The organism is Inquilinus sp. CA228, assembly GCF_052078665.1.
In the GTDB taxonomy this organism is placed as follows: Bacteria; Pseudomonadota; Alphaproteobacteria; order DSM-16000; family Inquilinaceae; genus Inquilinus.
In genome coordinates this window covers 94,286-114,066 of sequence record NZ_JBQJIK010000006.1, presented here as the reverse complement: position 1 = coordinate 114,066, position 19,781 = coordinate 94,286, and the positions used below count along the sequence as shown (strand labels likewise).

At 69.2% G+C, this 19,781-nt stretch carries 21 protein-coding genes; 5 read left to right on the top strand and 16 right to left on the bottom strand.

What is annotated here, in order from left to right; all coding sequences use genetic code 11:
- Positions 1 to 18 precede the first annotated feature (18 nt).
- From gltX to ACTOWL_RS04470, 3 genes are all read left to right on the top strand, one after another.
- A complete protein-coding gene (gene gltX / locus ACTOWL_RS04480; protein WP_441319990.1) occupies positions 19 to 1,428 on the top strand; it encodes a glutamate--tRNA ligase in 1,410 nt (469 codons plus the stop codon).
- A 185-nt stretch (positions 1,429 to 1,613) separates the two neighbouring features.
- A complete protein-coding gene (locus tag ACTOWL_RS04475; protein ID WP_441319989.1) occupies positions 1,614 to 2,930 on the top strand; it encodes a citrate synthase in 1,317 nt (438 codons plus the stop codon).
- The gene (locus tag ACTOWL_RS04470; protein WP_441319988.1) at positions 2,923 to 3,129 is read left to right on the top strand and encodes a hypothetical protein; all 207 of its coding nucleotides are present in this window, start codon (positions 2,923 to 2,925) and stop codon (positions 3,127 to 3,129) included. The genes ACTOWL_RS04475 and ACTOWL_RS04470 overlap by 8 nt, the downstream gene beginning before the upstream one ends.
- Here ACTOWL_RS04470 and ACTOWL_RS04465 read toward each other — a convergent pair.
- The 16 genes from ACTOWL_RS04465 to ACTOWL_RS04390 form a co-directional block, all read right to left on the bottom strand.
- The gene (locus ACTOWL_RS04465; protein WP_441319987.1) at positions 3,114 to 3,923 is read right to left on the bottom strand and encodes a response regulator transcription factor; all 810 of its coding nucleotides are present in this window, start codon (positions 3,921 to 3,923) and stop codon (positions 3,114 to 3,116) included. The genes ACTOWL_RS04470 and ACTOWL_RS04465 overlap by 16 nt on opposite strands.
- A gap of 135 nt (positions 3,924 to 4,058) precedes the next feature.
- Positions 4,059 to 5,228, bottom strand: coding sequence for a lipid-A-disaccharide synthase (lpxB, locus tag ACTOWL_RS04460; protein ID WP_441319986.1), 1,170 nt, complete (start codon positions 5,226 to 5,228; stop codon positions 4,059 to 4,061).
- Positions 5,225 to 6,052, bottom strand: a complete 828-nt coding sequence (locus ACTOWL_RS04455; RefSeq protein ID WP_441319985.1) for an LpxI family protein — start codon at positions 6,050 to 6,052, stop codon at positions 5,225 to 5,227. Before ACTOWL_RS04455 ends, lpxB begins: the two co-directional genes overlap by 4 nt.
- Positions 6,042 to 6,851 (bottom strand): acyl-ACP--UDP-N-acetylglucosamine O-acyltransferase, encoded by an 810-nt coding sequence (gene lpxA, locus ACTOWL_RS04450; RefSeq protein ID WP_441319984.1) that lies wholly within the window; start codon positions 6,849 to 6,851, stop codon positions 6,042 to 6,044. Before lpxA ends, ACTOWL_RS04455 begins: the two co-directional genes overlap by 11 nt.
- A complete protein-coding gene (fabZ, locus tag ACTOWL_RS04445) occupies positions 6,848 to 7,321 on the bottom strand; it encodes a 3-hydroxyacyl-ACP dehydratase FabZ (RefSeq protein ID WP_441319983.1) in 474 nt (157 codons plus the stop codon). The genes lpxA and fabZ overlap by 4 nt, the downstream gene beginning before the upstream one ends.
- A gap of 1 nt (position 7,322) precedes the next feature.
- Positions 7,323 to 8,345: a UDP-3-O-(3-hydroxymyristoyl)glucosamine N-acyltransferase gene (lpxD, locus tag ACTOWL_RS04440; RefSeq protein ID WP_441319982.1), complete on the bottom strand. Its 1,023-nt coding sequence runs from the start codon at positions 8,343 to 8,345 to the stop codon at positions 7,323 to 7,325.
- A 123-nt stretch (positions 8,346 to 8,468) separates the two neighbouring features.
- Positions 8,469 to 10,760, bottom strand: coding sequence for an outer membrane protein assembly factor BamA (bamA, locus tag ACTOWL_RS04435; protein WP_441319981.1), 2,292 nt, complete (start codon positions 10,758 to 10,760; stop codon positions 8,469 to 8,471).
- Between the two features lie 153 nt (positions 10,761 to 10,913).
- Complete coding sequence (rseP, locus tag ACTOWL_RS04430) at positions 10,914 to 12,029, bottom strand: RIP metalloprotease RseP (RefSeq protein WP_441319980.1); 1,116 nt, start codon at positions 12,027 to 12,029, stop codon at positions 10,914 to 10,916.
- A gap of 48 nt (positions 12,030 to 12,077) precedes the next feature.
- Positions 12,078 to 13,238, bottom strand: coding sequence for a 1-deoxy-D-xylulose-5-phosphate reductoisomerase (locus ACTOWL_RS04425; RefSeq protein ID WP_441319979.1), 1,161 nt, complete (start codon positions 13,236 to 13,238; stop codon positions 12,078 to 12,080).
- Positions 13,235 to 14,050, bottom strand: a complete 816-nt coding sequence (locus ACTOWL_RS04420) for a phosphatidate cytidylyltransferase (protein WP_441319978.1) — start codon at positions 14,048 to 14,050, stop codon at positions 13,235 to 13,237. Before ACTOWL_RS04420 ends, ACTOWL_RS04425 begins: the two co-directional genes overlap by 4 nt.
- On the bottom strand, positions 14,028 to 14,762 hold the full coding sequence (locus ACTOWL_RS04415) for an isoprenyl transferase (protein ID WP_441319977.1): 735 nt from the start codon (positions 14,760 to 14,762) through the stop codon (positions 14,028 to 14,030). Before ACTOWL_RS04415 ends, ACTOWL_RS04420 begins: the two co-directional genes overlap by 23 nt.
- A gap of 8 nt (positions 14,763 to 14,770) precedes the next feature.
- Positions 14,771 to 15,292: a ribosome recycling factor gene (frr, locus tag ACTOWL_RS04410; RefSeq protein WP_441320022.1), complete on the bottom strand. Its 522-nt coding sequence runs from the start codon at positions 15,290 to 15,292 to the stop codon at positions 14,771 to 14,773.
- A 38-nt stretch (positions 15,293 to 15,330) separates the two neighbouring features.
- On the bottom strand, positions 15,331 to 16,056 hold the full coding sequence (pyrH, locus tag ACTOWL_RS04405) for a UMP kinase (protein WP_441319976.1): 726 nt from the start codon (positions 16,054 to 16,056) through the stop codon (positions 15,331 to 15,333).
- Positions 16,057 to 16,101: 45 nt separating this feature from the next.
- Complete coding sequence (gene tsf, locus ACTOWL_RS04400; RefSeq protein ID WP_441319975.1) at positions 16,102 to 17,028, bottom strand: translation elongation factor Ts; 927 nt, start codon at positions 17,026 to 17,028, stop codon at positions 16,102 to 16,104.
- 104 nt (positions 17,029 to 17,132) lie between these two features.
- Positions 17,133 to 17,927: a 30S ribosomal protein S2 gene (gene rpsB, locus ACTOWL_RS04395; protein WP_441319974.1), complete on the bottom strand. Its 795-nt coding sequence runs from the start codon at positions 17,925 to 17,927 to the stop codon at positions 17,133 to 17,135.
- A gap of 216 nt (positions 17,928 to 18,143) precedes the next feature.
- Positions 18,144 to 18,476: a hypothetical protein gene (locus tag ACTOWL_RS04390; RefSeq protein WP_441319973.1), complete on the bottom strand. Its 333-nt coding sequence runs from the start codon at positions 18,474 to 18,476 to the stop codon at positions 18,144 to 18,146.
- A gap of 596 nt (positions 18,477 to 19,072) precedes the next feature.
- Here ACTOWL_RS04390 and ACTOWL_RS04385 point away from each other — a divergent pair.
- On the top strand, positions 19,073 to 19,390 hold the full coding sequence (locus tag ACTOWL_RS04385) for a hypothetical protein (protein WP_441319972.1): 318 nt from the start codon (positions 19,073 to 19,075) through the stop codon (positions 19,388 to 19,390).
- A gap of 27 nt (positions 19,391 to 19,417) precedes the next feature.
- Positions 19,418 to 19,759, top strand: a complete 342-nt coding sequence (locus ACTOWL_RS04380) for a hypothetical protein (protein WP_441319971.1) — start codon at positions 19,418 to 19,420, stop codon at positions 19,757 to 19,759.
- Positions 19,760 to 19,781 lie beyond the last annotated feature (22 nt).

Sequence of the window (19,781 nt, the reverse complement as noted above, 5' to 3'; positions counted from 1 at the left end):
CTCTGTGGAATTTGGCCCATGACGGTCGTGACCCGCTTCGCCCCCTCGCCGACCGGCTACCTGCATATCGGCGGGGCCCGGACGGCCCTGTACAACTGGCTCTATGCCCGCCATCACGGCGGCGTCTTCCGCCTGCGCATCGAAGACACCGACCGCGCCCGCTCCAGCGAGGATGCGGTGCGGAAGATCATCGACGGGCTGTCCTGGTTCGGGCTGGATTGGGACGAGGAGATCGTGTCGCAGTTCGAGCGGCGCGAGCGGCACGCCGAGGTGGCGCGCAAGCTGCTGGCCGAGGGCAAGGCCTATCACTGCTGGCTGCAGCCGGCCGAGCTGGAGGCGTTGCGCGAGAAGGCCAAGGCCGAGGGCAAGCCCTGGGCCTTTTACACCAGCTACTGGCGCGACCGGGACCCGGCCGAGGCGCCGAAGGGTCTCGACCCGGTGATCCGGCTGCGCGCGCCACGGACCGGCGAGACCACGGTCGAGGACAAGGTCCAGGGCCCGGTCACGGTGCAGAACGACCAGCTCGACGACATGGTGCTGCTGCGCGCCGACGGCACGCCCGTCTACATGCTGTCGGTGGTGGTCGACGACATCGACATGGACGTCACCCAGATCATCCGCGGCGACGACCACCTGACCAACACCTTCCGCCAGGTGCAGCTGTACAACGCCATCGGCGCGACCCCGCCGGACTTCGCCCATATCCCGCTGATCCACGGGCCGGACGGGGCCAAGCTGTCGAAGCGGCACGGCGCGCTGGGCCTCGAGGCCTATCGCGACATGGGCTACCTGCCGGCGGCGCTGCGCAACTATCTGCTGCGGCTCGGCTGGGGCCATGGCGACGAGGAGGTGATCCCGACCGAGAAGGCGATCGAGTTGTTCGACCTCGACGGTGTCGGCCGCTCGCCCTCGCGGCTCGACTTCGCCAAGCTCGAGAACCTGAACGGCGTCTACATGCGCGAGACGCCGGACGCCGAGCTCTTGGAGCGGATCACGCCGAACCTGGAGACCGCGCTGGAGCGGTCGCTGGACGATGCCGACCGCGCCATCCTGCTGCTGGCCATGAACGGGCTGAAGCAGCGGGCCAAGACCCTGGTCGAGCTGGCCGACAGCGCGCTGTTCTACCTCCGCTCCGGCCCGCTGCCGATCAACGAGGCGGCGCAGAAGATCCTGACCGGCGACGCCCGCGCCCTGCTCGGCCGGCTGCTGGCGGCGCTGTCCGGCCTCAATGATTGGACCGAGGCGGCGCTGGAGGCCGAGGTCAACCACCTCGCCGAGGCCGAGGGGTTGAAGCTCGGCAAAGTGGCGCAGCCACTGCGCGCGGCATTGACCGGATCGAACGTGTCACCAGGTATCTTCGAGGTGGCCGCGATCCTCGGCCGGGACGAGGTGCTGCGGCGGATCCGCGATGCTGCCGGCGCCCCTTAAGGGGCGCCAGTAACTCTATGATCTAGTACGCTAATTCAGAAAACGCCTAAAAAACAGGCGATCGAAATCTGTCATCGGGAGGGCCCAAGTCGCGTTGATCTTGCTCCGCCGCGCGACTATCCTCGCGGCCGACGGAGCGGATGACCTGCGTTTCCAGTACGAAGCCCCCGCTCAAGGACATCGTCATGCCCGATACGAAGACCCCCGTGACGCAGAAAACCGTCACGCTGACCGACAACTCGACCGGCAAGTCGGTGGAGTTGCCCGTGATCGACGGGACCATGGGCCCGAGCGTCATCGACATCCGCAAGCTGTACGCCGAAACCGGGATGTTCACCTACGACCCCGGCTTCACCTCGACCGGCTCCTGCGACAGCCAGATCACCTTCATCGACGGCGATGAGGGCATCCTGCTGCACCGCGGCTACGCCATCGATGACCTGGCGGAGAAGAGCAACTTCCTCGAGGTCTGCTATCTGCTGCTCCATGGCGAGCTGCCGAACCCGGCCCAGGCGGCGGAGTTCGAGCACACCATCACCCGCCACACGATGGTGCACGAGCAGATCCACCATTTCTACCGCGGCTTCCGCCGCGACGCCCACCCGATGGCGGTGCTGTGCGGCGTCACCGGCGCGCTGTCGGCCTTCTATCACGACTCGACCGACATCCATGACCCGCGCCAGCGCGAGGTCGCGTCGCACCGGCTGATCGCCAAGCTGCCGACGCTGGCCGCCATGGCCTACAAGTATTCGGTCGGCCAGCCCTTCATGTACCCGCGGAACGACCTCAGCTTCGCCGAGAACTTCCTGTACATGACCTTCGCCGTGCCGGCGGAGCCGTACAAGGTCAGCCCGGTGCTGTCCCGCGCCATGGACCGCATCCTGATCCTGCACGCCGACCACGAGCAGAACGCCTCGACCTCGACCGTGCGCCTCGCCGGGTCCAGCGGCGCCAACCCCTTCGCCTGTATCGCCGCCGGCATCGCCTCGCTGTGGGGCCCGGCCCATGGCGGCGCCAACGAGGCGGTGCTGAAGATGCTGGGCGAGATCGGCAGCAAGGACCGCGTCGGCGAATACGTCAAGAAGGCCAAGGACAAGGACGATCCGTTCCGTCTGATGGGCTTCGGCCACCGCGTCTACAAGAACTACGATCCCCGCGCCAAGGTGATGCGCGCCACCTGCTACGAGGTGCTCGAGGAGCTCGGGGTCAAGGACCCGCTGCTCGACCTGGCCATGGAGCTGGAGAAGATCGCGCTCGAGGACGAGTATTTCGTCGAGCGGAAGCTGTACCCGAATGTCGACTTCTATTCGGGCATCATCCTGAAGGCGATGGGCTTCCCGACCAGCATGTTCACCGTGCTGTTCGCCGTGGCCCGCACCGTCGGCTGGATTGCGCAGTGGACCGAGATGATCGGCGACCCGCACCAGAAGATCGGGCGGCCGCGCCAGCTGTTCACCGGGCACACGCAACGCGACTTCGTGCCGCTGAGCGAGCGTGGCTAAGCGAGGCACCCAGGTCGACCGCACCGGTCCGCGCGCCCTAGGGCGCCCGGGCCGGCCGGTCGGCGTCTCGACCCTGCCGCGGCCGGTGCCCCGGGCCGCGAACGCGAACCGGGCCCCGCTGCGCGCCAAGCTCCGCACCGCCGCCGCCATCCTCGCGGTCCTCGCCGGGGCGGCCTTCCTCACCTACCTGTTCTCCTGAATTTTCGGCGCCTCGGCATCGAGCAGGCCGAGGCCCAGCGCCACCGCCACCGCTTCCGTGCGGTTCCCGGTCCGCAGCTTGCGCATCGCGGATTCGACATACTCGTCGACGGTGTGGGCCGACAGCGCCAGTTGCCGGGCAATCGCCTTGCTGGACGCCCCGCGGGCGATGCGGCAGAGGCATTCGCGCTCGCGCCTGGTCAGCGCCGGCGACGATCCGCGCGGCCGAACGGCGATGCCCTGCCGCAGCCTCCTCTCGATGCGCTGTGCCCGGCCGAGATGCGGCGCCAGGCCGCGCAGCAGGCGCAGTTCGTCGTCGCCGAACGACGTATGCCGGCGCGACCGCACGATCTTGAGCGTCGCGACCTGCCCCTGCGGCTCCTCGATGTGCCAGGACAGCGCGCCGTGCATCCCCCACCGGGCCAGGAAGTCATTGTAGAATTCGGTGCGTACGAGATCCCGTCCCGGCACCAGCGCCCGATCGTCAAAGGCCGAGCCGGACGGCTGCCGCGGCAGCAGCGGCCGGATCGGATCGATCCGGTGATAGTGGCTCTCATACTGCTGCAGGCAGGCGGGATCGCAGCCGACCGCGATGGTGCCGGAGGTCGGGCCGCCATGGCGCGACAGCGCCACGCAGATTCCACCGATCGCTGTCAGGAGATGGCCAAGCACCGCCGACCATTCTTCCTGCCCGACGGCGGCGTCATAAGTCTGGCCGATGAGATGGCAGAATCGATCCTGGGTGATCATTAAGCCTGACATAGAAACCGCCAAAGACTGGCGGATTGGAATCAAGCTCTGAATTGTGTCGTTTCGTTGTCGACGACGAACAGATTCTTCGGATTCCGCAACAACTCAAGCGGAGTCTTTTCACTCTTTCACTGATCTCTGAGCTTTGTCGGGAGACAATCGCAGCAATCACAACTCTGGTCAGCGGGGCCGTCGGCCCTGCCGGATCACGTCGAGCACCACCTGCGCCGCCCGGTCGCCCGGCACGGCGCCGTCCGGTAGCAGCATCATCCGCGCCACCTCGTCATAGGCCGCGCGCTGGGCGGCAGCGGCCGCCGGATCGGTCAGGAGCGTGTCGATCGCGGCCGCGAGCTTCTCCGGCGCGCAGTTCTCCTGCAGCAGCTCCGGCACCGCCGGACGGTCCAGCATGATGTTGACCAGATTGGCGTATCTGGTCGTGAGCATGCGCCGGACGACGAAGGCCGAGACCGGGTTGACGCGATAGGCGATCACGCTCGGCACCCGGGCCAGCCCCAGCTCCAGCGCCACCGTACCGGACGCGGCGAGGGCTGCGTCGCTGGCGGCGAAGGCATCGTATTTCTCGCCGTCACCCTCGATCACGATCGGCTCGCCGGGCCAGGACCGCACCGCCTCGCGCACCGGCGCCGCCACCGTGTCGACGGTGGGCACGGCCAGGCGCAGCCCCGGATGCCGGGCCGCCAGCGCCCGCACCGTCTCGCCGAATACCGGCAGCAGCCGCTGGATCTCGCCGCGCCGGCTGCCGGGCAGTACGGTCAGCAGCCTGGCCTCCGGCGCGATGCCATGCGCCTGGCGGAAGCGGGCGCCGTCGCCCTGCCCCGCCGCGGTCTCGATGATCGGGTGGCCGACATAGGTGGTGGCCAGGCCGTGGCGCTCGAACCAGGGCGGCTCGAAAGGCAGTTGCACCATCAGATGGTCGACCAGCCCGGCAAGCTTGCGCGCCCGGCCCGGCCGCCAGGCCCAGACCTTGGGCGCGACGAAATGCACGATCGGGAAGCTGCGGCCGGCCAGCCGCGCCGCGACCCGGGCGTTGAAGGCCAGGCCGTCGATCGAGACCAGCGCGTCCGGCTTCGCCGCCAGCGCCGCCTCGGCGGTGCGGCGGATCCGGTCGAACAGCCGCGGCAACTGCGGCACCAGTTCGACCGCGCCCATCACTGCGATATCGGCCAGCGGGAACAGGCTGACCAGCCCTTCCGCCGCCATCCGGGCGCCACCGACGCCGCTGAAGCGCACGCCGTCGCCGCAACGCCGCTTCAGCGCCGCCATCAGGCTGGCGCCCATCAGGTCGCCCGATGGTTCGGTCGCCACCAGGAAGATGTGCAGTGCCGTCACTCGCCCTCCGCCAGGCAGAGCACGAAGAGGCCGTGCCGGTCGGCCGTCTGCCGCACCGCCTCGGCGTCGATGATCATGGCGCCGCCGGCCTCGACCACGATGCCGCGCAGCCCGGCGGCGGCGGCGAGCTCGACCGTGGTGACGCCGATCGTCGGCGGGTCCAGCCGGATGTCCTGCTGCGGCTTCTTGGCCTTGACCAGCACGCCGCCCGGGCCAGGCCGGGCCAGCGGGCCGCAGCGGCGCAGCATCGCATCGGTGCCCTCCGCCGCCTCGACCGCCAGGACGTAGCCATGCTGCACCACCGCGCCCTGGCCGATGTCGAGCCGGCCGATCTCGCGCGCGATCTCGCGCGCCTTGGCGATGTCGGCCTGGGCCAGATCGTCCGGCCTGGTCCGGGTCAGCAGGCCCGGCCTGGCCAGGAAGTCGTCGATCACCTCGTGCAGGGCGACGAGGCGGAAGCCCTCCTCCTGCAGCACCCGGCGCAGCGCGGTCAGCAGCGCATCGTCGCCCAGCGAGGAAAAGCCGATGCGGGTCAGGATCCGCACCGCCTTGAAGTCGGGCATCAGCTCGAACAGGCTCGGCCGGCGGATGTTGCCGGCCGGGCACAGCGTGTGGGCGCCCTGGCGCTTCAGCTCGTCGATCCAGCGGCCGGCGGCGCCCAGCCGGGTCCAGAAATGCGGCACCTGCCCACCTTCGACCAAAGCCGGGTCGGTCATGCCGCGAAAGGCGACGACGACGAAATCCCGGCCGCCCTGGCGGCACGCCTCGACCAGCCGCCCGGGCAGCGGGCCGGCAGCGGCGAGGATGCCGAGCTTATCCGGCATGCCGTCGGCGGGCCGGCTGCATCACGTTGCGGCCGGAATCGGCGTCGATGAAGGCGAGGATCCGCTGCACCACCTCGTTGTCGCCGAACTTCTGCCGCGTCGCCTCGATGCGTTCGGAGAACTGCGCCTCGCCGTCGAACAGCGTGCGGTAGGCGGCGAGCAGCGACTGGATCTGCGACTTGTTGAAGCCGCGACGCTTCAGCCCGACCAGGTTCAGCCCGTTCAGCGTCGCGGTCTCGCCGATCGCCAGGCCGAACGGGATGATGTCGTTGCGCACCGGCGTCATGCCGCCGACGAAGCTATGGGCCCCCAGCCGGAGGTGCTGGTGGATGGCGCTGTTGCCGCCGATGATGACGTGGTCCTCGATCGTCACATGCCCGGCCAGCACGGCGTTGTTGGCCATGATGATGTTGTTGCCGAGGATGCAGTCATGGGCGACATGCGTGTTCACCATGAACATGCAGTTGTCGCCGACCACGGTCTTCATCTTGTCGCCGCGCGTGCCCGGATTCATGGTCACGTGCTCGCGGATCACGTTGTTGGCGCCGATGATCAGCTGCGACGTCTCGCCGGAGAATTTCAGGTCCTGGGGCGGCAGGCCGAGCGAGACGAAGGGAAACACCTTCGTCTTCGGCCCGATGCTGGTGCGGCCGGCAACCACGACATGCGAGATCAGCTCGACCCCGTCGCCCAGCTCGACCTCGGGGCCGACGGTGCAGAACGGACCGATCTTGACGCCGGCCCCGAGCTTCGCCGCGGGGTCGACCACGGCCATCGGATGAATGGTGGAAGAGCTCATAGATCGTCCATGATCATGGCGGCGAACTCGGCCTCCGCTACCAGCAAGTCGTCGACCTTCACCTCGCTGGAGAACTTCCAGACGTTGCGGCGATGCTGCAGCTTGCGGACATGGACCCGCAGGCTGTCGCCCGGTGTCACCGGCCGGCGGAAGCGGGCGTGGTCGACGGTCATGAAGTAGACCAGCTTGCCCTTGGCGCCCTCGCCCAGCGTCGCGACCACCAGCACGGCCGCGGTCTGGGCCATGGATTCGACGATCATCACGCCCGGCATCACCGGGTAGCGCGGGAAGTGGCCCTGGAAGAAGCCCTCATTGATGGTGACGTTCTTGATCCCGGTGCAACTCACGTCCGGCACCACATCGATCACCCGATCCACCAGGATCATCGGATAGCGATGCGGGATCATCTCCATGATCTTGAGGATGTCCAGCTGCGACATGTTCTTCTTGTCGCCGGCGGCTCCGTCCATCTCAGTCGCCCTTCCCTTCAGCTAGACGCGCTAGCATGACCTGCTGCCGGAAAAACTGCCGCTTCGGGATCGCGGGCGCGCCCACCACCTCGGCACCGGCGTCGACGTCGCGCATCACCCCCGCATTCGCAGCGATCTTCGCCCCCGCACCGATGGTGAGATGGCCCGCGACACCAGCCTTGGCAGCCAGAACGGCGAAATCGCCCAACTTGGTGCTCCCCGCCACGCCTGCCTGCGCGACGATGACGGCGCCTCGTCCGACCTGCACGTTGTGCCCGATCTGCACCAGATTATCAATCATCGCCCCCCGGCCGATCACCGTGTCCGGGCCAGCCCCGCGGTCGATGGTGGAGTTGGCGCCGACCTCGACATCGTCCTCGATGATGACGCGGCCGAGCTGCGGCAGCCGGACATGGCCTTCGGCGTCCATGGCGAAGCCGAAGCCGTCCTGGCCGATGCGGGCGCCGGGATAGATCGTGACCCGCGCCCCGACCAGGCAATGGCTCAGCGAGGCGCCCGCCCCGACGACGCTGCGCTCGCCCAGCACCACGCCGGCGCCGACCACGGCGTTCGGGCCGATCCGGCAGCCCGCGCCGATCTCGGCCCCGGCCTCGACCACGGCGCCGGGCCCGATCTCCACCCCCTCGCCGATCACCGCCGTCGGGTCGACCGCGGCGGAGGCGGCGATGCCCGGGCGCGCCGCCGGCGCCGGGAAGAAGGCCTGGGCGATCAGCGCATAGCCCTTGTAGGGCTTCGGCGTCAGCAGCAGCGCCATGCCGGCCGGGGCCCGGTCGGCCAGGGCCGGCGCGATCACGCAGGCGCCCGCATTGCTGGCGGCGAAGGCGTCGACATATTTGCGGTTGTCGAGGAAGCTGATGTCGTCCGGGCCGGCGGCGTCCAGCGGCGCGACGCTGGCGATCGGCCGGTCCGGGTCGGCCCCCGGCGCCAGGGTCGCGCCGGCGATCGCGGCGAGGCGACCGAGCGGGAACGGACCGGCGCTGCGAAAGAATCGCGGATCGGGCATGGGCGCACTCTCAGTTCACAGCTGGCGGGCAGCGGCGATCCCGCCGAGAACGAAAGCGGCGCCGGCCTTCGCCGGCGCCGCGGATAGTCGCGCGACCGCGGAAGCGGGCCGGCGCCGCACCAATCAGAATCTCGTGCCGAAGCTGATGTGCAGCTGCTCCTGCTTGTCGTAGTCGCGCTTGGCGAAGGGATAGGCGTAGTCGAGCCGGATCGGGCCGAACGGCGAGGCCCAGGACACGCCGAGGCCGGCCGAGGCGCGCAGCGCCGCGTCGTCGACGACGCCGGTGCCGCTCTCATCCGACCCCCAGAGGGTGCCGACATCGGTGAAGGCGTGGCCTTGCAGGGCGAATTCGCTGGGCAGGCCGAGCGGGAAGCTGAGCTCGACCGAGCCGAGGGCGAAGTTGTTGCCGCCCAGCGCGTCCTTGTCGCTGGAGCTGAGGTCGCGGGGGCCGAGACCGCCGGTCCGGAAGCCGCGGAACGAGTTGCCGCCCAGGAAGAAGCGGTCGTTGATCCGGACATCCTCGCCGAGGCCGATGATGTTGCCGAGCTGGCCGCCGACGTTCAGCACCATGGAATCAGTGACCGGATAGTACCAGTCGGCGCTGAGCTGGGTCTTGAAGTAGTGCACGTCGCCGCCGAGGCCGGCGACCTCGTTCGACAGCGTGATCCGGTAGCCGTCGGTCGGGTTGATGCGGCTGTCCAGCCGGTCATAGCTCAGGGTCTGCTGCACCGCGGAGGACAGGGTGTCGCCCTCCTGCTCCTTGATGAAGCGCGAGGCATCGTCCTCGACTTCCGAGATCTGGCGGTAGTTCAGGCGATAGCGCAGGGTCTGCCGCAGGTTCTCCGACAGCGGATAGCCCATGCGCAGGGCGAAACCGGTGTTGGTTTCGTCGTAGGAGCTGAAGCTCTGGTTGTCGCGCGTGGTGCGGAACAGGTCGAAGCCCGCCGCCAGGTTGCGGCCGAGGAAGTAAGGCTCGGTGAAGCTCAGGTCGATCTGCGAGGACACTCCGCTGAGCGAGGTCGACAGCCGCAGGTCCTGGCCGCGGCCGAGCAGGTTGCGCTCGCGGACGGTGACATCGCCGAGCGGACCGTCGCTGGTCGAATAGCCGACGCCGAGCTGCACTTCGCCGGTCGATTGTTCGGTCACCGCGGCCTGAACCACCGTCTGGTCCGGCGCTGAGCCCGGGGTCGGCTTGATGTCGACCTTGCTGAAGAAGCCGAGGTTGCGGATGTTGGTCTCGGACTTCTTGAGCCGGGAGGCGTTGAACGGGTCGCCTTCGGCCAGCTCGAACTCGCGGCGCACCACCTCGTCGGCGGTGCGGACGTTGCCGCTGATGTCGATCCGCTCGACGAAGACGCGCGGGCCTTCCGAGATCTCGTAGGTGATCGCAATCAGATGCTCGTCGCGATTGCGCTGCACCGAGGGCTGAATGTCGACAAAGGCGTATTGCCGGTCGCCGAGATAGGTGGTCAGGGCCTGGATCGTATCCTCGACCGACTTGCTGGAGTACCAGTCGCCCTCATTGCTGACGATGACGGTCCGCAGCTCCTCCGGCGTCACGCCCGGCAGGGCGCTGTTGACGTCGATCTTGCCGAACTTGTAGCGCTCGCCCTCGTCGACTGTGAAGGTGATGAAGAAGCCCTCGCCGTCCGGCGCCAGCTCCGACACCGCCGAGACCACGCGGAAATCGGCATAGCCGCGATTGAGGTAGTAGCGGCGCAGCATCTCCTGGTCGACGGCCAGGCGGTCGGGGTCATAGGTGTCGTTGGAGGCGAGGATGTTCCACCACTCGGTCTCCTTGGTCAGGATCTCGTCGCGCAGCTCGCCGTTGGAGAAGGCGCGGTTGCCGACGAAGTTGATCCGCTCGATCTTGGCGAGGTCGCCCTCGCGGATCTCGAACACCAGGTTCACGCGGTTCTGGTCGAGCTTGATGATCTTCGGCTCGACCGCGACGGCGAAGCGGCCGCTGCGGCGGTACAGCTGCTGGATGCGGTCGGCGTCGCTCTGCGCCTTGGTGCGGGTGTAGACCTGCCGCGGGCGCTCCTCGATCTCGGCCGTCAGCTTGGTGTCGTCGAAGCGGTCGTTCCCCTCGAACGCGATCTCGTTGATGATCGGGTTCTCTTCGACCGTCACCACCAGGCTCGACCCTTCACGCCGGATCTGGACATTGGCGAACAGGCCGGTGGCGAACAGGCTCTTGACGGACTCGTCCACGCCGCGGTCGCTGTAGTCGTCGCCCGGCTTGATCGCCATGTAGGAGATCACGGTGGCGGGCTCGATCCGCTGCGACCCCTCGACCTTGACGTCGGCGATGGTCCCTGCACCGCGGGTCTGCGCCGGCGCCGTCATCGGCGCCGTACTGAGAGCGACAGCCGCCACGGCCGCGAGCCAGAGTCGGGAGGTCACGGTCGACATCGGTTTCTACTTTCCCCTCAAACTCACACCCATCCTCTCACGCCCGATCGATCGATCGGGTGCGAGAGGCTTGACGAACGACCGCCGCCCCCACTCCAGCGGCTGCGGATCGCGGCGAGTCACAGCCGCCGTGATCCGGTAACACGTCCCGGCTCAGGACACCAAGCCTTTGAAAAAGGCCACTACCTTGAGTTGGACCAGGTCGTTCCAGGTCGCGAAGAGCATCAGGGTTAATACCAAAGCGAGCCCAAGGCGGAAACCGTATTCTTGGGCGCGCGCGCCGAGCGGACGGCCGCGGATCGCCTCGATCGCGCAGAACAGCAGGTGGCCGCCGTCCAGCATCGGGATCGGCACCAGGTTGATCAGGCCGAGATTGATCGACAGGATCGCCATGAACCAGAGCAGCGCCACGATGCCGACCTGATAGACCTCGCCGGACATCTGGGCGATCCGGATCGGGCCGCCGAGATCCTCGGTGCCGCGCTGGCCCGACACCATCTCGCCGATCGCCGAGGCGGTCATCGACACGATCGCCCAGCTCTCGCTGACCGACATCCGGGCTGCCTCCACGACGCCGTAGGGGCCGGTGTCGGCGGCGATGCCGAGGCGCCAGATGGTGGCGCTGCCGCCATCGTTCGTCTCCACCGTCTCCTGCCGCGGCGTCAGGTCGAAGCTCAGCGCCTCGCCGTTGCGGTCGATGCCGAGCGCGACCGCCTTGCCGCCGCCGCTGCGGACCGCGACGCCGCGCTCGGCGACGCGGTCGACCGCGGTGCCGTCGATGCTGGTGATCCGGTCCCCCGACCGGATCCCGGCCTCGGCCGCGGCGCCGCCGGCCGAGACGTCGCCCACCACCGCCGGCGGGAAGGGATGGCCGCCGACCAGGAACAGGAAGAACAGGGCGATGATCGAGAACAGGAAGTTCGCGATCGGCCCTGCGGCGGCGATCGCGGCGCGCTGGCCGACCGGCTTGTGATGGAACGACACCGACCGCTGGTCTTCGGTCATGCCGTCCAGCGCCGCGGGTGCCGGGCTGGAGGCGGCGTCGGCGTCGCCGAACATCTTCACATAGCCGCCGAGCGGCACGGCGCTGAACTTCCAGCGGGTGCCGTGCCGGTCGTTGAAGCCGAACAGCTCCGGCCCGAAGCCGATCGAGAAGGTCTCGACCCGCACCCCGTTGCGGCGGGCGACCCAATAGTGGCCGAACTCGTGCACGAAGACGAGGACGGTCAGCACGACCAGGAACGGGATCAGATAGGTGAACAGCGTCATACATACCTCTCGGCCAGAGGGCCTATGTGGGCCCGCTTGCCCGCAAATTCAAAGCGCAGCGGCATGCCGTCGCGCTGTGGCGTCGATGGCGAACATCTCGTCCAGAGTCGCCACAGCTTGTGCCGGAATCATGGCAAGGGTGCCCTCGACGATCCGCTCGATGTCGAGGAAGCCGATCCGCCCCTCCAGGAAGGCCGCCACCGCCACCTCGTTGGCGGCATTCAGCACGGTCGCGGCTGAGCCACCTTGCCGCAGGCATTCCCGGGTCAGCCGCAGCGCCGGGAACCGCTCCGGGTCCGGTTCCTGGAAGTCGAGCCGGGCGATCTTGGCCAGGTCCAGCGCGGCGCAGGGCGTCTCCATCCGCTCCGGCCAGGCCAGGGTGTAGGCGATCGGCACCCGCATGTCGGGCACGCCGAGCTGGGCCAGCACCGAGCCGTCGGCATAGTCGACCAGGCTGTGGATCACCGATTGCGGGTGGACCACGATCTCGATCCGGTCCTCCGGCATGGCGAAGAGATGCGACGCCTCGATCAGCTCGAGCCCCTTGTTCATCAGGGTGGCGCTGTCGACCGAGATCTTAGCGCCCATGCTCCAGTTCGGATGTGCCACCGCCTGGGCCGGCGTCGCCACCGCCATCTGGTCGCGCGTCCATTCCCGGAACGGCCCGCCCGAGGCGGTCAGGATCAGCCGCCGCACCTTCGCGCCGGGCTGGAACACCTGGAAGATGGCGTTGTGCTCGCTGTCGACCGGCAGCAGCGTGGCGCCATGCCGCCGCACCTCGGCCATCATCAGCTCGCCGGCGCAGACCAGGCACTCCTTGTTGGCGAAGGCGACCATGGCGCCGCGCCGGATCGCGGTCAGGATCGGCTGCAGCCCGGCGGCGCCGACGATGGCGCCCATCACCCATTCGGCCGGCCGGGCCGCCGCCGCCACCACCGCCTCGGCGCCGCCAGCCGCCTCGATGCCGCTGCCGGACAAGGCCGCCTTCAGCGCCGGATAGGCCGCCTCATCCGCCACCGCGGCGTAGCGGGCGCCGAGCTGCCGGGCGATCGCCGCCAGCCGCTCCGCATCCTTGTTGGCGGTCACCGCCTCGACCGTGAAGCGCTCCGGCGACCGGCCGATCAGGTCGACGGTGCTGGCGCCGACCGAGCCGGTGGCGCCGAGGATGGTGACGGAGCGCGGAGCATCCGCGGACGGGGCCGAGATCATCTGAACGATGCATCCAAAAGGGCTGTGAACAAGGCGAAGACCGGCGCCGCGGCCAGCAGGCCGTCGATCCGGTCGAGCACGCCGCCATGGCCGGGGATCAGGTCGCCGCTGTCCTTGACCCCGTAATGGCGCTTGACCGCGGATTCGGCGAGGTCGCCGGCCTGGGCCACCAGGGCGAGCAGCGCGGCGCCCGGGACGGCGAGAAGCGCCGCGCCGGCCCGGTGCAGCACCGCGATCGCGGCGGCGCCGGCCACGGCCGCCAGGCCGGCCCCGCCGACCAGCCCGGCCCAGGTCTTCTTCGGGCTCAGCCGCGGCGCCAGCTTCGGCCCGCCGATCCAGCGGCCGAAGATGTAGCCGCCGATATCGGTGGCCCAGACCACCAGCAGCAGCCAGAGCACCGGCTGCCAGCCGTCCTGGCGCAGATGCAGCAGCGCGACCACGGTCAGGCCGAGATAGGGCAGCCCCAGCGCCGGCATCCGGCCGGGCGTGCCGAGGCGCAGATTGACCACGATGTCGAAGGCCACGGTCGCCGCGGCCAGCACGACCAGGCCGGCGACGGCGCCGGCGCAGCCCGTGGCGATCGTCACCGCGACGATGCCGAGGCCGGCCAGGCCCCGGACCCAGCCGGGCGGCGGCCGCCGCAGCACCATCCGCAGCCATTCGTCGACGCCGAGCACGCCGAGCAGCGCGACGATGACCGCGAACTCCCACGCGCCGACATAGACGGCGGCGAGGATCAGCGGTCCGAGAACGAGGCTGGAGAGGATCCGCAGCGCCAGGTTGCTGGGCTTACTGGCCACCGACAGCGCCATAGCGACGTTCCCGCCGCCGGAACTCGGCGAGGGCTGCCTCGAGGTCGGCATGGCCGAAATCCGGCCACAGCGTGTCGATGAAGATCAGCTCGGCATAGGCCGCCTGCCACAGCAGGAAGTTGCTGATCCGCTGCTCGCCGCTGGTGCGGATGATCAGGTCGGGGTCGGGCAGGTCGGCGGTGAACAGGCGGCTGGCGAACAGCCCTTCGTCGATCGCGTCCGGCAGCAGCGCCCCCGAGGCGACCTCGCGCGCCACCCGGCGCGCCGCTTCGGTGATCTCCTGCCGGGCGCCGTAGCTGAGCGCGACGGTGAGGTTCAGCCGGGTGTTGTCCTGGGTCAGCGCCTCGCTCTCGGCCAGCAGGTCGACGATGTCGGGCGCCAGGCGCTCGCGATCGCCGATGAAGCGCAGCCGCACGCCCTTCTGGTGCAGGGCCTTCAGCTCGCCGCGCAGGAAGAGCCGCAGCAGCTTCATCAGCTCGCCGACCTCGAGGATCGGCCGGCGCCAGTTCTCGGTGGAGAAGCCGAACAGCGTCAGATAGCCGACGCCGAGCTCGATCGAGGCGTCGATCGTCCGCTGCACGGCGTCGATGCCCTTGCGATGGCCCAGCGTGCGCGGCAGGCCGCGGCCGGTCGCCCAGCGACCGTTGCCGTCCATGATGATCGCGACATGGAGCGCGGGCTGGTCCTCGGCCTTGGGGGCGAAACGGTGCATCCCGATGCTCAGACCTGGAGGATCTCTTTTTCCTTCTGCGCCGCCGCCTCGTCGACCTTGCGGACGTGGCTGTCGGTCAGGGCCTGGATCTCGTCGGACAGGCGCTTGTGCTCGTCCTCGGAGATCTCGTGGTCCTTCTCGGAGCGCTTCAGCGCGTCCATGCCGTCGCGGCGGACGTTGCGCACCGCGACGCGGGCGGCCTCGGCGTATTTGCCGGCGACCTTGGTCAGCTCGCGGCGGCGCTCCTCGCTCAGCTCCGGCAGCGGCACGCGCACGGTCTGGCCCTCGGTCTGCGGGTTGAGGCCGAGGCCGGAATCGCGGATCGCCTTCTCCACCGCCTTGACCGCGCTGCGGTCCCAGACCGAGACGGTCAGGAGGCGCGGCTCGGGCACGCCGATGGTGCCGACCTGGTTCAGCGGCATCTGGGCACCGTAGACGTCGACCGTGATCGGCTCGAGCAGGCTGATGCTGGCGCGGCCGGTGCGGAGACCGGCGAGATCCTTGCGCAGGGACTCCAGAGCACCCGCCATGCGGCGGGAGATGTCGTCGAGATCGGCTTTGGCCACGCTCAGCCCTCCTCGGTCACGATAGTGTAGCGTCCCTGCCCTGCGACCACCTCCGCGAACGCGCCATGCTCGTTGATGGAGAAGACCAGGATCGGGATCTTGTTCTCACGGGCCAGCGAAATCGCCGCATGATCCATGACGCGGAGATCTTTCGCCAGCACATCCATATAGGTCAAGCGATCGAAGCGCTTGGCCCCCGCGACCCGCAGCGGGTCGGCGTCGTACACACCATCGACCTGCTTGCCCATGAGCAGGGCGTCGCAGCCCATCTCCGAGGCCCGCAGCGCGGCGCCGGTGTCGGTGGTGAAGAACGGGTTGCCGGTGCCGCCGACGAAGATGACGACGCGGCCCTTCTCCATGTGCCGGATCGCCCGGCGCCGGATATAGGGCTCGCACACCGTCTGCATCGGGATGGCCGAGACCACGCGGGTGTGCAGGCCCTTGTGCTCGCAGGCGCTCTGCAGCGCCAGGCCGTTCATCACCGTGGCCAGCATGCCCATGTAGTCGGCGGTCGCCCGCTCGATGCCGGAGGCGGCGCCGCTGATGCCGCGGAAGATGTTGCCGCCGCCGACCACCATGCAGATCTCGACGCCGAGGGCGTGGACCTGGGCGACATCATCGGCGATGCGCTCCACCATCTTCGGGTCGATGCCGTAATCCTGGTCGCCCATCAGGGCTTCCCCGGAAATCTTCAACAGCACCCGTCGATACTGGGCCGCTCTCGCCATGTCGCTCCACTCCCTCAGCGCCGCTTATCTGGTCCCGGGTCCGGCTCAGCGGCCGAGCGTGGCCGCCACTTCCGCCGCGAAGTCGCCCTGCTCCTTCTCGATGCCCTCACCGAGCACGAAGCGGACGAAGCCGGTCACCGCGACCGGAGCACCGGCATCCTTGGCGGCATCCTCGATCGCCTTGCGGACCTTGGTCTCGCCGTCCAGCACCCAGACCTGCTCGTACAGCACCACTTCCTCGTAGTACTTGCGCAGCCGGCCCTCGACCATCTTGTCGATGATCGCCTCGGGCTTGCCGCTGGCGCGGGCCTGCTCGACCAGCACGGCGCGCTCGCGCTCGAGGTTGCTAGCGTCGACATCGGCGATGTGCAGGGCTTCCGGCCGGGCCGCCGCGACATGCATCGCGATCTGCCGGCCGAAGGCCTCGAGCTTGGCCTTGTCGCCGGTCGATTCCAGCGCCACCAGCACGCCGATCTTGCCCAGGCCGGCGGCCACCGGGCTGTGGATGTAGGCGGCGACGACGCCGTCCGACACCGACAGGGCGGCGCTGCGGCGCAGGCTGATGTTCTCGCCGATGGTGGCGACCAGATGCGTCACCTCCTCGGCGGCGGTGCGGCCGGTGCCGGGATAGGCGCTGGCGGCCAGCGCCTCGACGTCGCCATTCGCCGCGAGGGCGAGGCCGGCCAGAGTCGAGACCAGGCCCTGGAACTTGTCGTTGCGCGACACGAAGTCGGTCTCGGAATTGACCTCGACCAGAGCGCCCCGGGTGCCTTCAACGGCAGCGCCGACCAGGCCCTCGGCGGCGACGCGGCCGGCCTTCTTCGCGGCGGCCGCCAGGCCCTTCTTGCGCAGCCAGTCGACCGCGGTCTCCAGGTCGCCGCCGCTCTCGCCGAGCGCCTTCTTGCAATCCATCATGCCCGCGCCGGTCTTCTCACGAAGCTCCTTCACCAGCGCCGCGGTGATCTCGGCCATATCGTCCTCGCATCCGTTCGTTCGGCGCCGCGCCCCACCGGTCGCAGGCGCCCTCATCGACAGAAAGGGGCGGCTTTCTGGGCCGCCCCTGGTTCGCTCTCGGCTCAGGCGGCCGGCTGCTCCGCCTCGCCGGTCTCGGCCGACGGCGGCGGCAGCGCCTCCTCGGCCGGGGCCTCCTCCAGCGCGCCGACATCGCCGCCGCTCGCGCTCATCTCGGCCTGGATGCCGGCGATGACCGAGCCGGAGAACAGCTCGCAATAGAGCTCGATCGCGCGTAGCGCGTCGTCATTGCCCGGCACCGGGAAGGTGATGCCGTCGGGGCTGGAGTTGCTGTCCAGCACGGCCACAACCGGGATACCGAGCTTCGCGGCTTCCAGGACCGCGATCGACTCCTTGTTGGTGTCGATGATGACCAGGATGTCGGGCAGGCCGCCCATGTCGCGGATGCCGCCCAGCGCCTTCTCGAGCTTGTCGCGCTCGCGGGTCAGGGTCAGCTGCTCCTTCTTGGTCAGGCCGACCGCGCCTTGGTTGAGCTGCTCGTCCATCTCCTTCAGGCGCTTGATCGACTGCGACACCGTCTTCCAGTTGGTCAGCATGCCGCCGAGCCAGCGGTGGTTGACGTAGTACTGGCCGCAGCGCTTGGCCGCGTCGGCGATCTTGTCCGCCGCCTGGCGCTTGGTGCCGACGAACAGGACGCGGCCGCCATTGGCGACGACGTCACGGACCGCGTCGAGCGCCCGGTGCAGCATCGGCACGGTCTGCTCGAGGTCGATGATGTGCACGCCGTTGCGCACGCCGAAGATGAACGGCGCCATCTTCGGGTTCCAGCGGCGGGTGTGGTGGCCGAAATGGGCGCCGGCTTCGAGGAGCTGGCGCATGGTGAAGGTCGGCGTAGCCATGGTCGGAAGGTCCTTTTTCCGGTTGTTCCGCCGCGGGCCTTGCCTCCCGCCGCACCGCGGATTGCGGATATGGCGAAAAGCACCGGAGCGACCGAGCCACTGCTGTGGCAGGCCGCGATGCCCGCGTGTGGGATTGACGACGGCGCGGTTGATACGCCCTGCGCCCGGGAAATGCAAGCCCGGGCAACCGCCCGGATCGGCGTCGACCGCCGCGGCTCAGGCGCTGCGGCGGTCGGTCCAGACGAAACGCGAACGGTAGCGCTGCGCCCGGCGGGCGCGGTGCTCGGCCAGGTCGTCGACCGGCGTGGCCGGGACCGGCTTGGCCGGCGCCGCGGCGGCCGGCTCGTTCCAACGGGCAGCGATCTTGCCGGTTTCCGGGTCGCGGATCCAACGCAGCAGCACCTTGTCCTCGTCCCGGACCGGGTCGTGGCGCAGGTCGCGGTTGCGGAAGCGCGGCATGGCGGCCAGCGCCTCGGCCCGCGGCGAGATCACGGCGCCCAGCGCAAAGCGCAGGCGGCGATCGAAGCAGGAGAGAAATGCGAGGTTCATCGTTCGCTCCGTTCCCGCATGCGGCGGAAGCGGGGCGAACGGCGCTCCGACCCTAGGTCCGGCTCACGCCATCCACCCGGCCGAGGCCGAGTGCGATCCAGTGATGTTCGGGCGACGTCACCGCGGCCGGATCGGCCTTGGCGACGCCACGACTAGGGTGGTCGTCCATCTGTCTCTCGTTGTGAGATTGGCGCCGGGCGAGCCTGGGCTCGTCCGGCGTCACCGGCCATGTATGCCCGCGCCCCCGCGGAGTCAAGGTGAAAGCGGAAGCGGCGGAACGCCTGGGGCCGGAGCGGCCCGCGAAGCCGGCGCAGCCGCCGGTTTCGGGACTTCGGCGGCCGGAGTCGTCGCCCGGCGGCCCGGTCCAGGAATCCGTCCGATGGTCCAATGGCCCATGGTCCAATGGAATGAACCTGCGGGTTCGCCCCATTGTTCTTCCGCATGGTCCGCAGCGGAGCCCAGCCGAAATCGGCCGGTGGCGTCCGGCCTCCAGCAGGGTATGCTTCGGCTCAACGATCTGATTGGCCGCCGTGATGGACTCGCCGATCGAGCTTGGCGCTCGACCGCTCACTGTCACTTGGTCAGGAGGTCGTTAGATGCGCATCCGGTTTCCACTCGCGGCCGCAGTCGCCCTTGCCGCCACCGGTGCGGTGGCCCACGGTCCGGCCGCCTGGATCCAGAACGGTCACTACCGGAACCTGTCCGGCTCGCACGAGGAGTGCTGCGGGCCCCATGACTGCTCGTCGATCGCCGCCCGGGATGTCGAGGTCCGGCCCGACGGATATCTGATCCGGCCGCTCGGCATCCTGGTGCCGGTCAACCAGGCGCAGGCCAGCGAGGACCAGACCTACTGGATCTGCCGCAAGCCGGACGGGTCGATGCGCTGCTTCTTCATCCCGAACGTCGGCGCCTGACCCGGGGGGCCGACGAGGAGACGCAACATGACCCCATCTCCTCCCGGCCCCGGTCATCGTATCGCGGCCGCCGCCATGACGGCGCTGCTGCTCCTCACCGCCGCGACCGAAGCGCAGGCGGCGCTGCCGCCCTATTGGCAGCGCCTGCGGGAGATCCAGGCGATCCTGGACAGCAACGAGCTGGCCCGGAAGCTGCGCGACACGCCGATCGACCGGATCGAGCGGCCGGGCGAGGATCTCTATCGGATCCAGGCCGGCCCCTGCACGCTCGACATCCGCATCGTCGACGATCCCGCCGACAGCACCCAGCCACCGATGCCGGGCCCGCGCCGCTTCCAAATCGAGACCGGCGAGGCCGCCTGCCGCTGACCTCCGCCGGAGTTCGACCCGC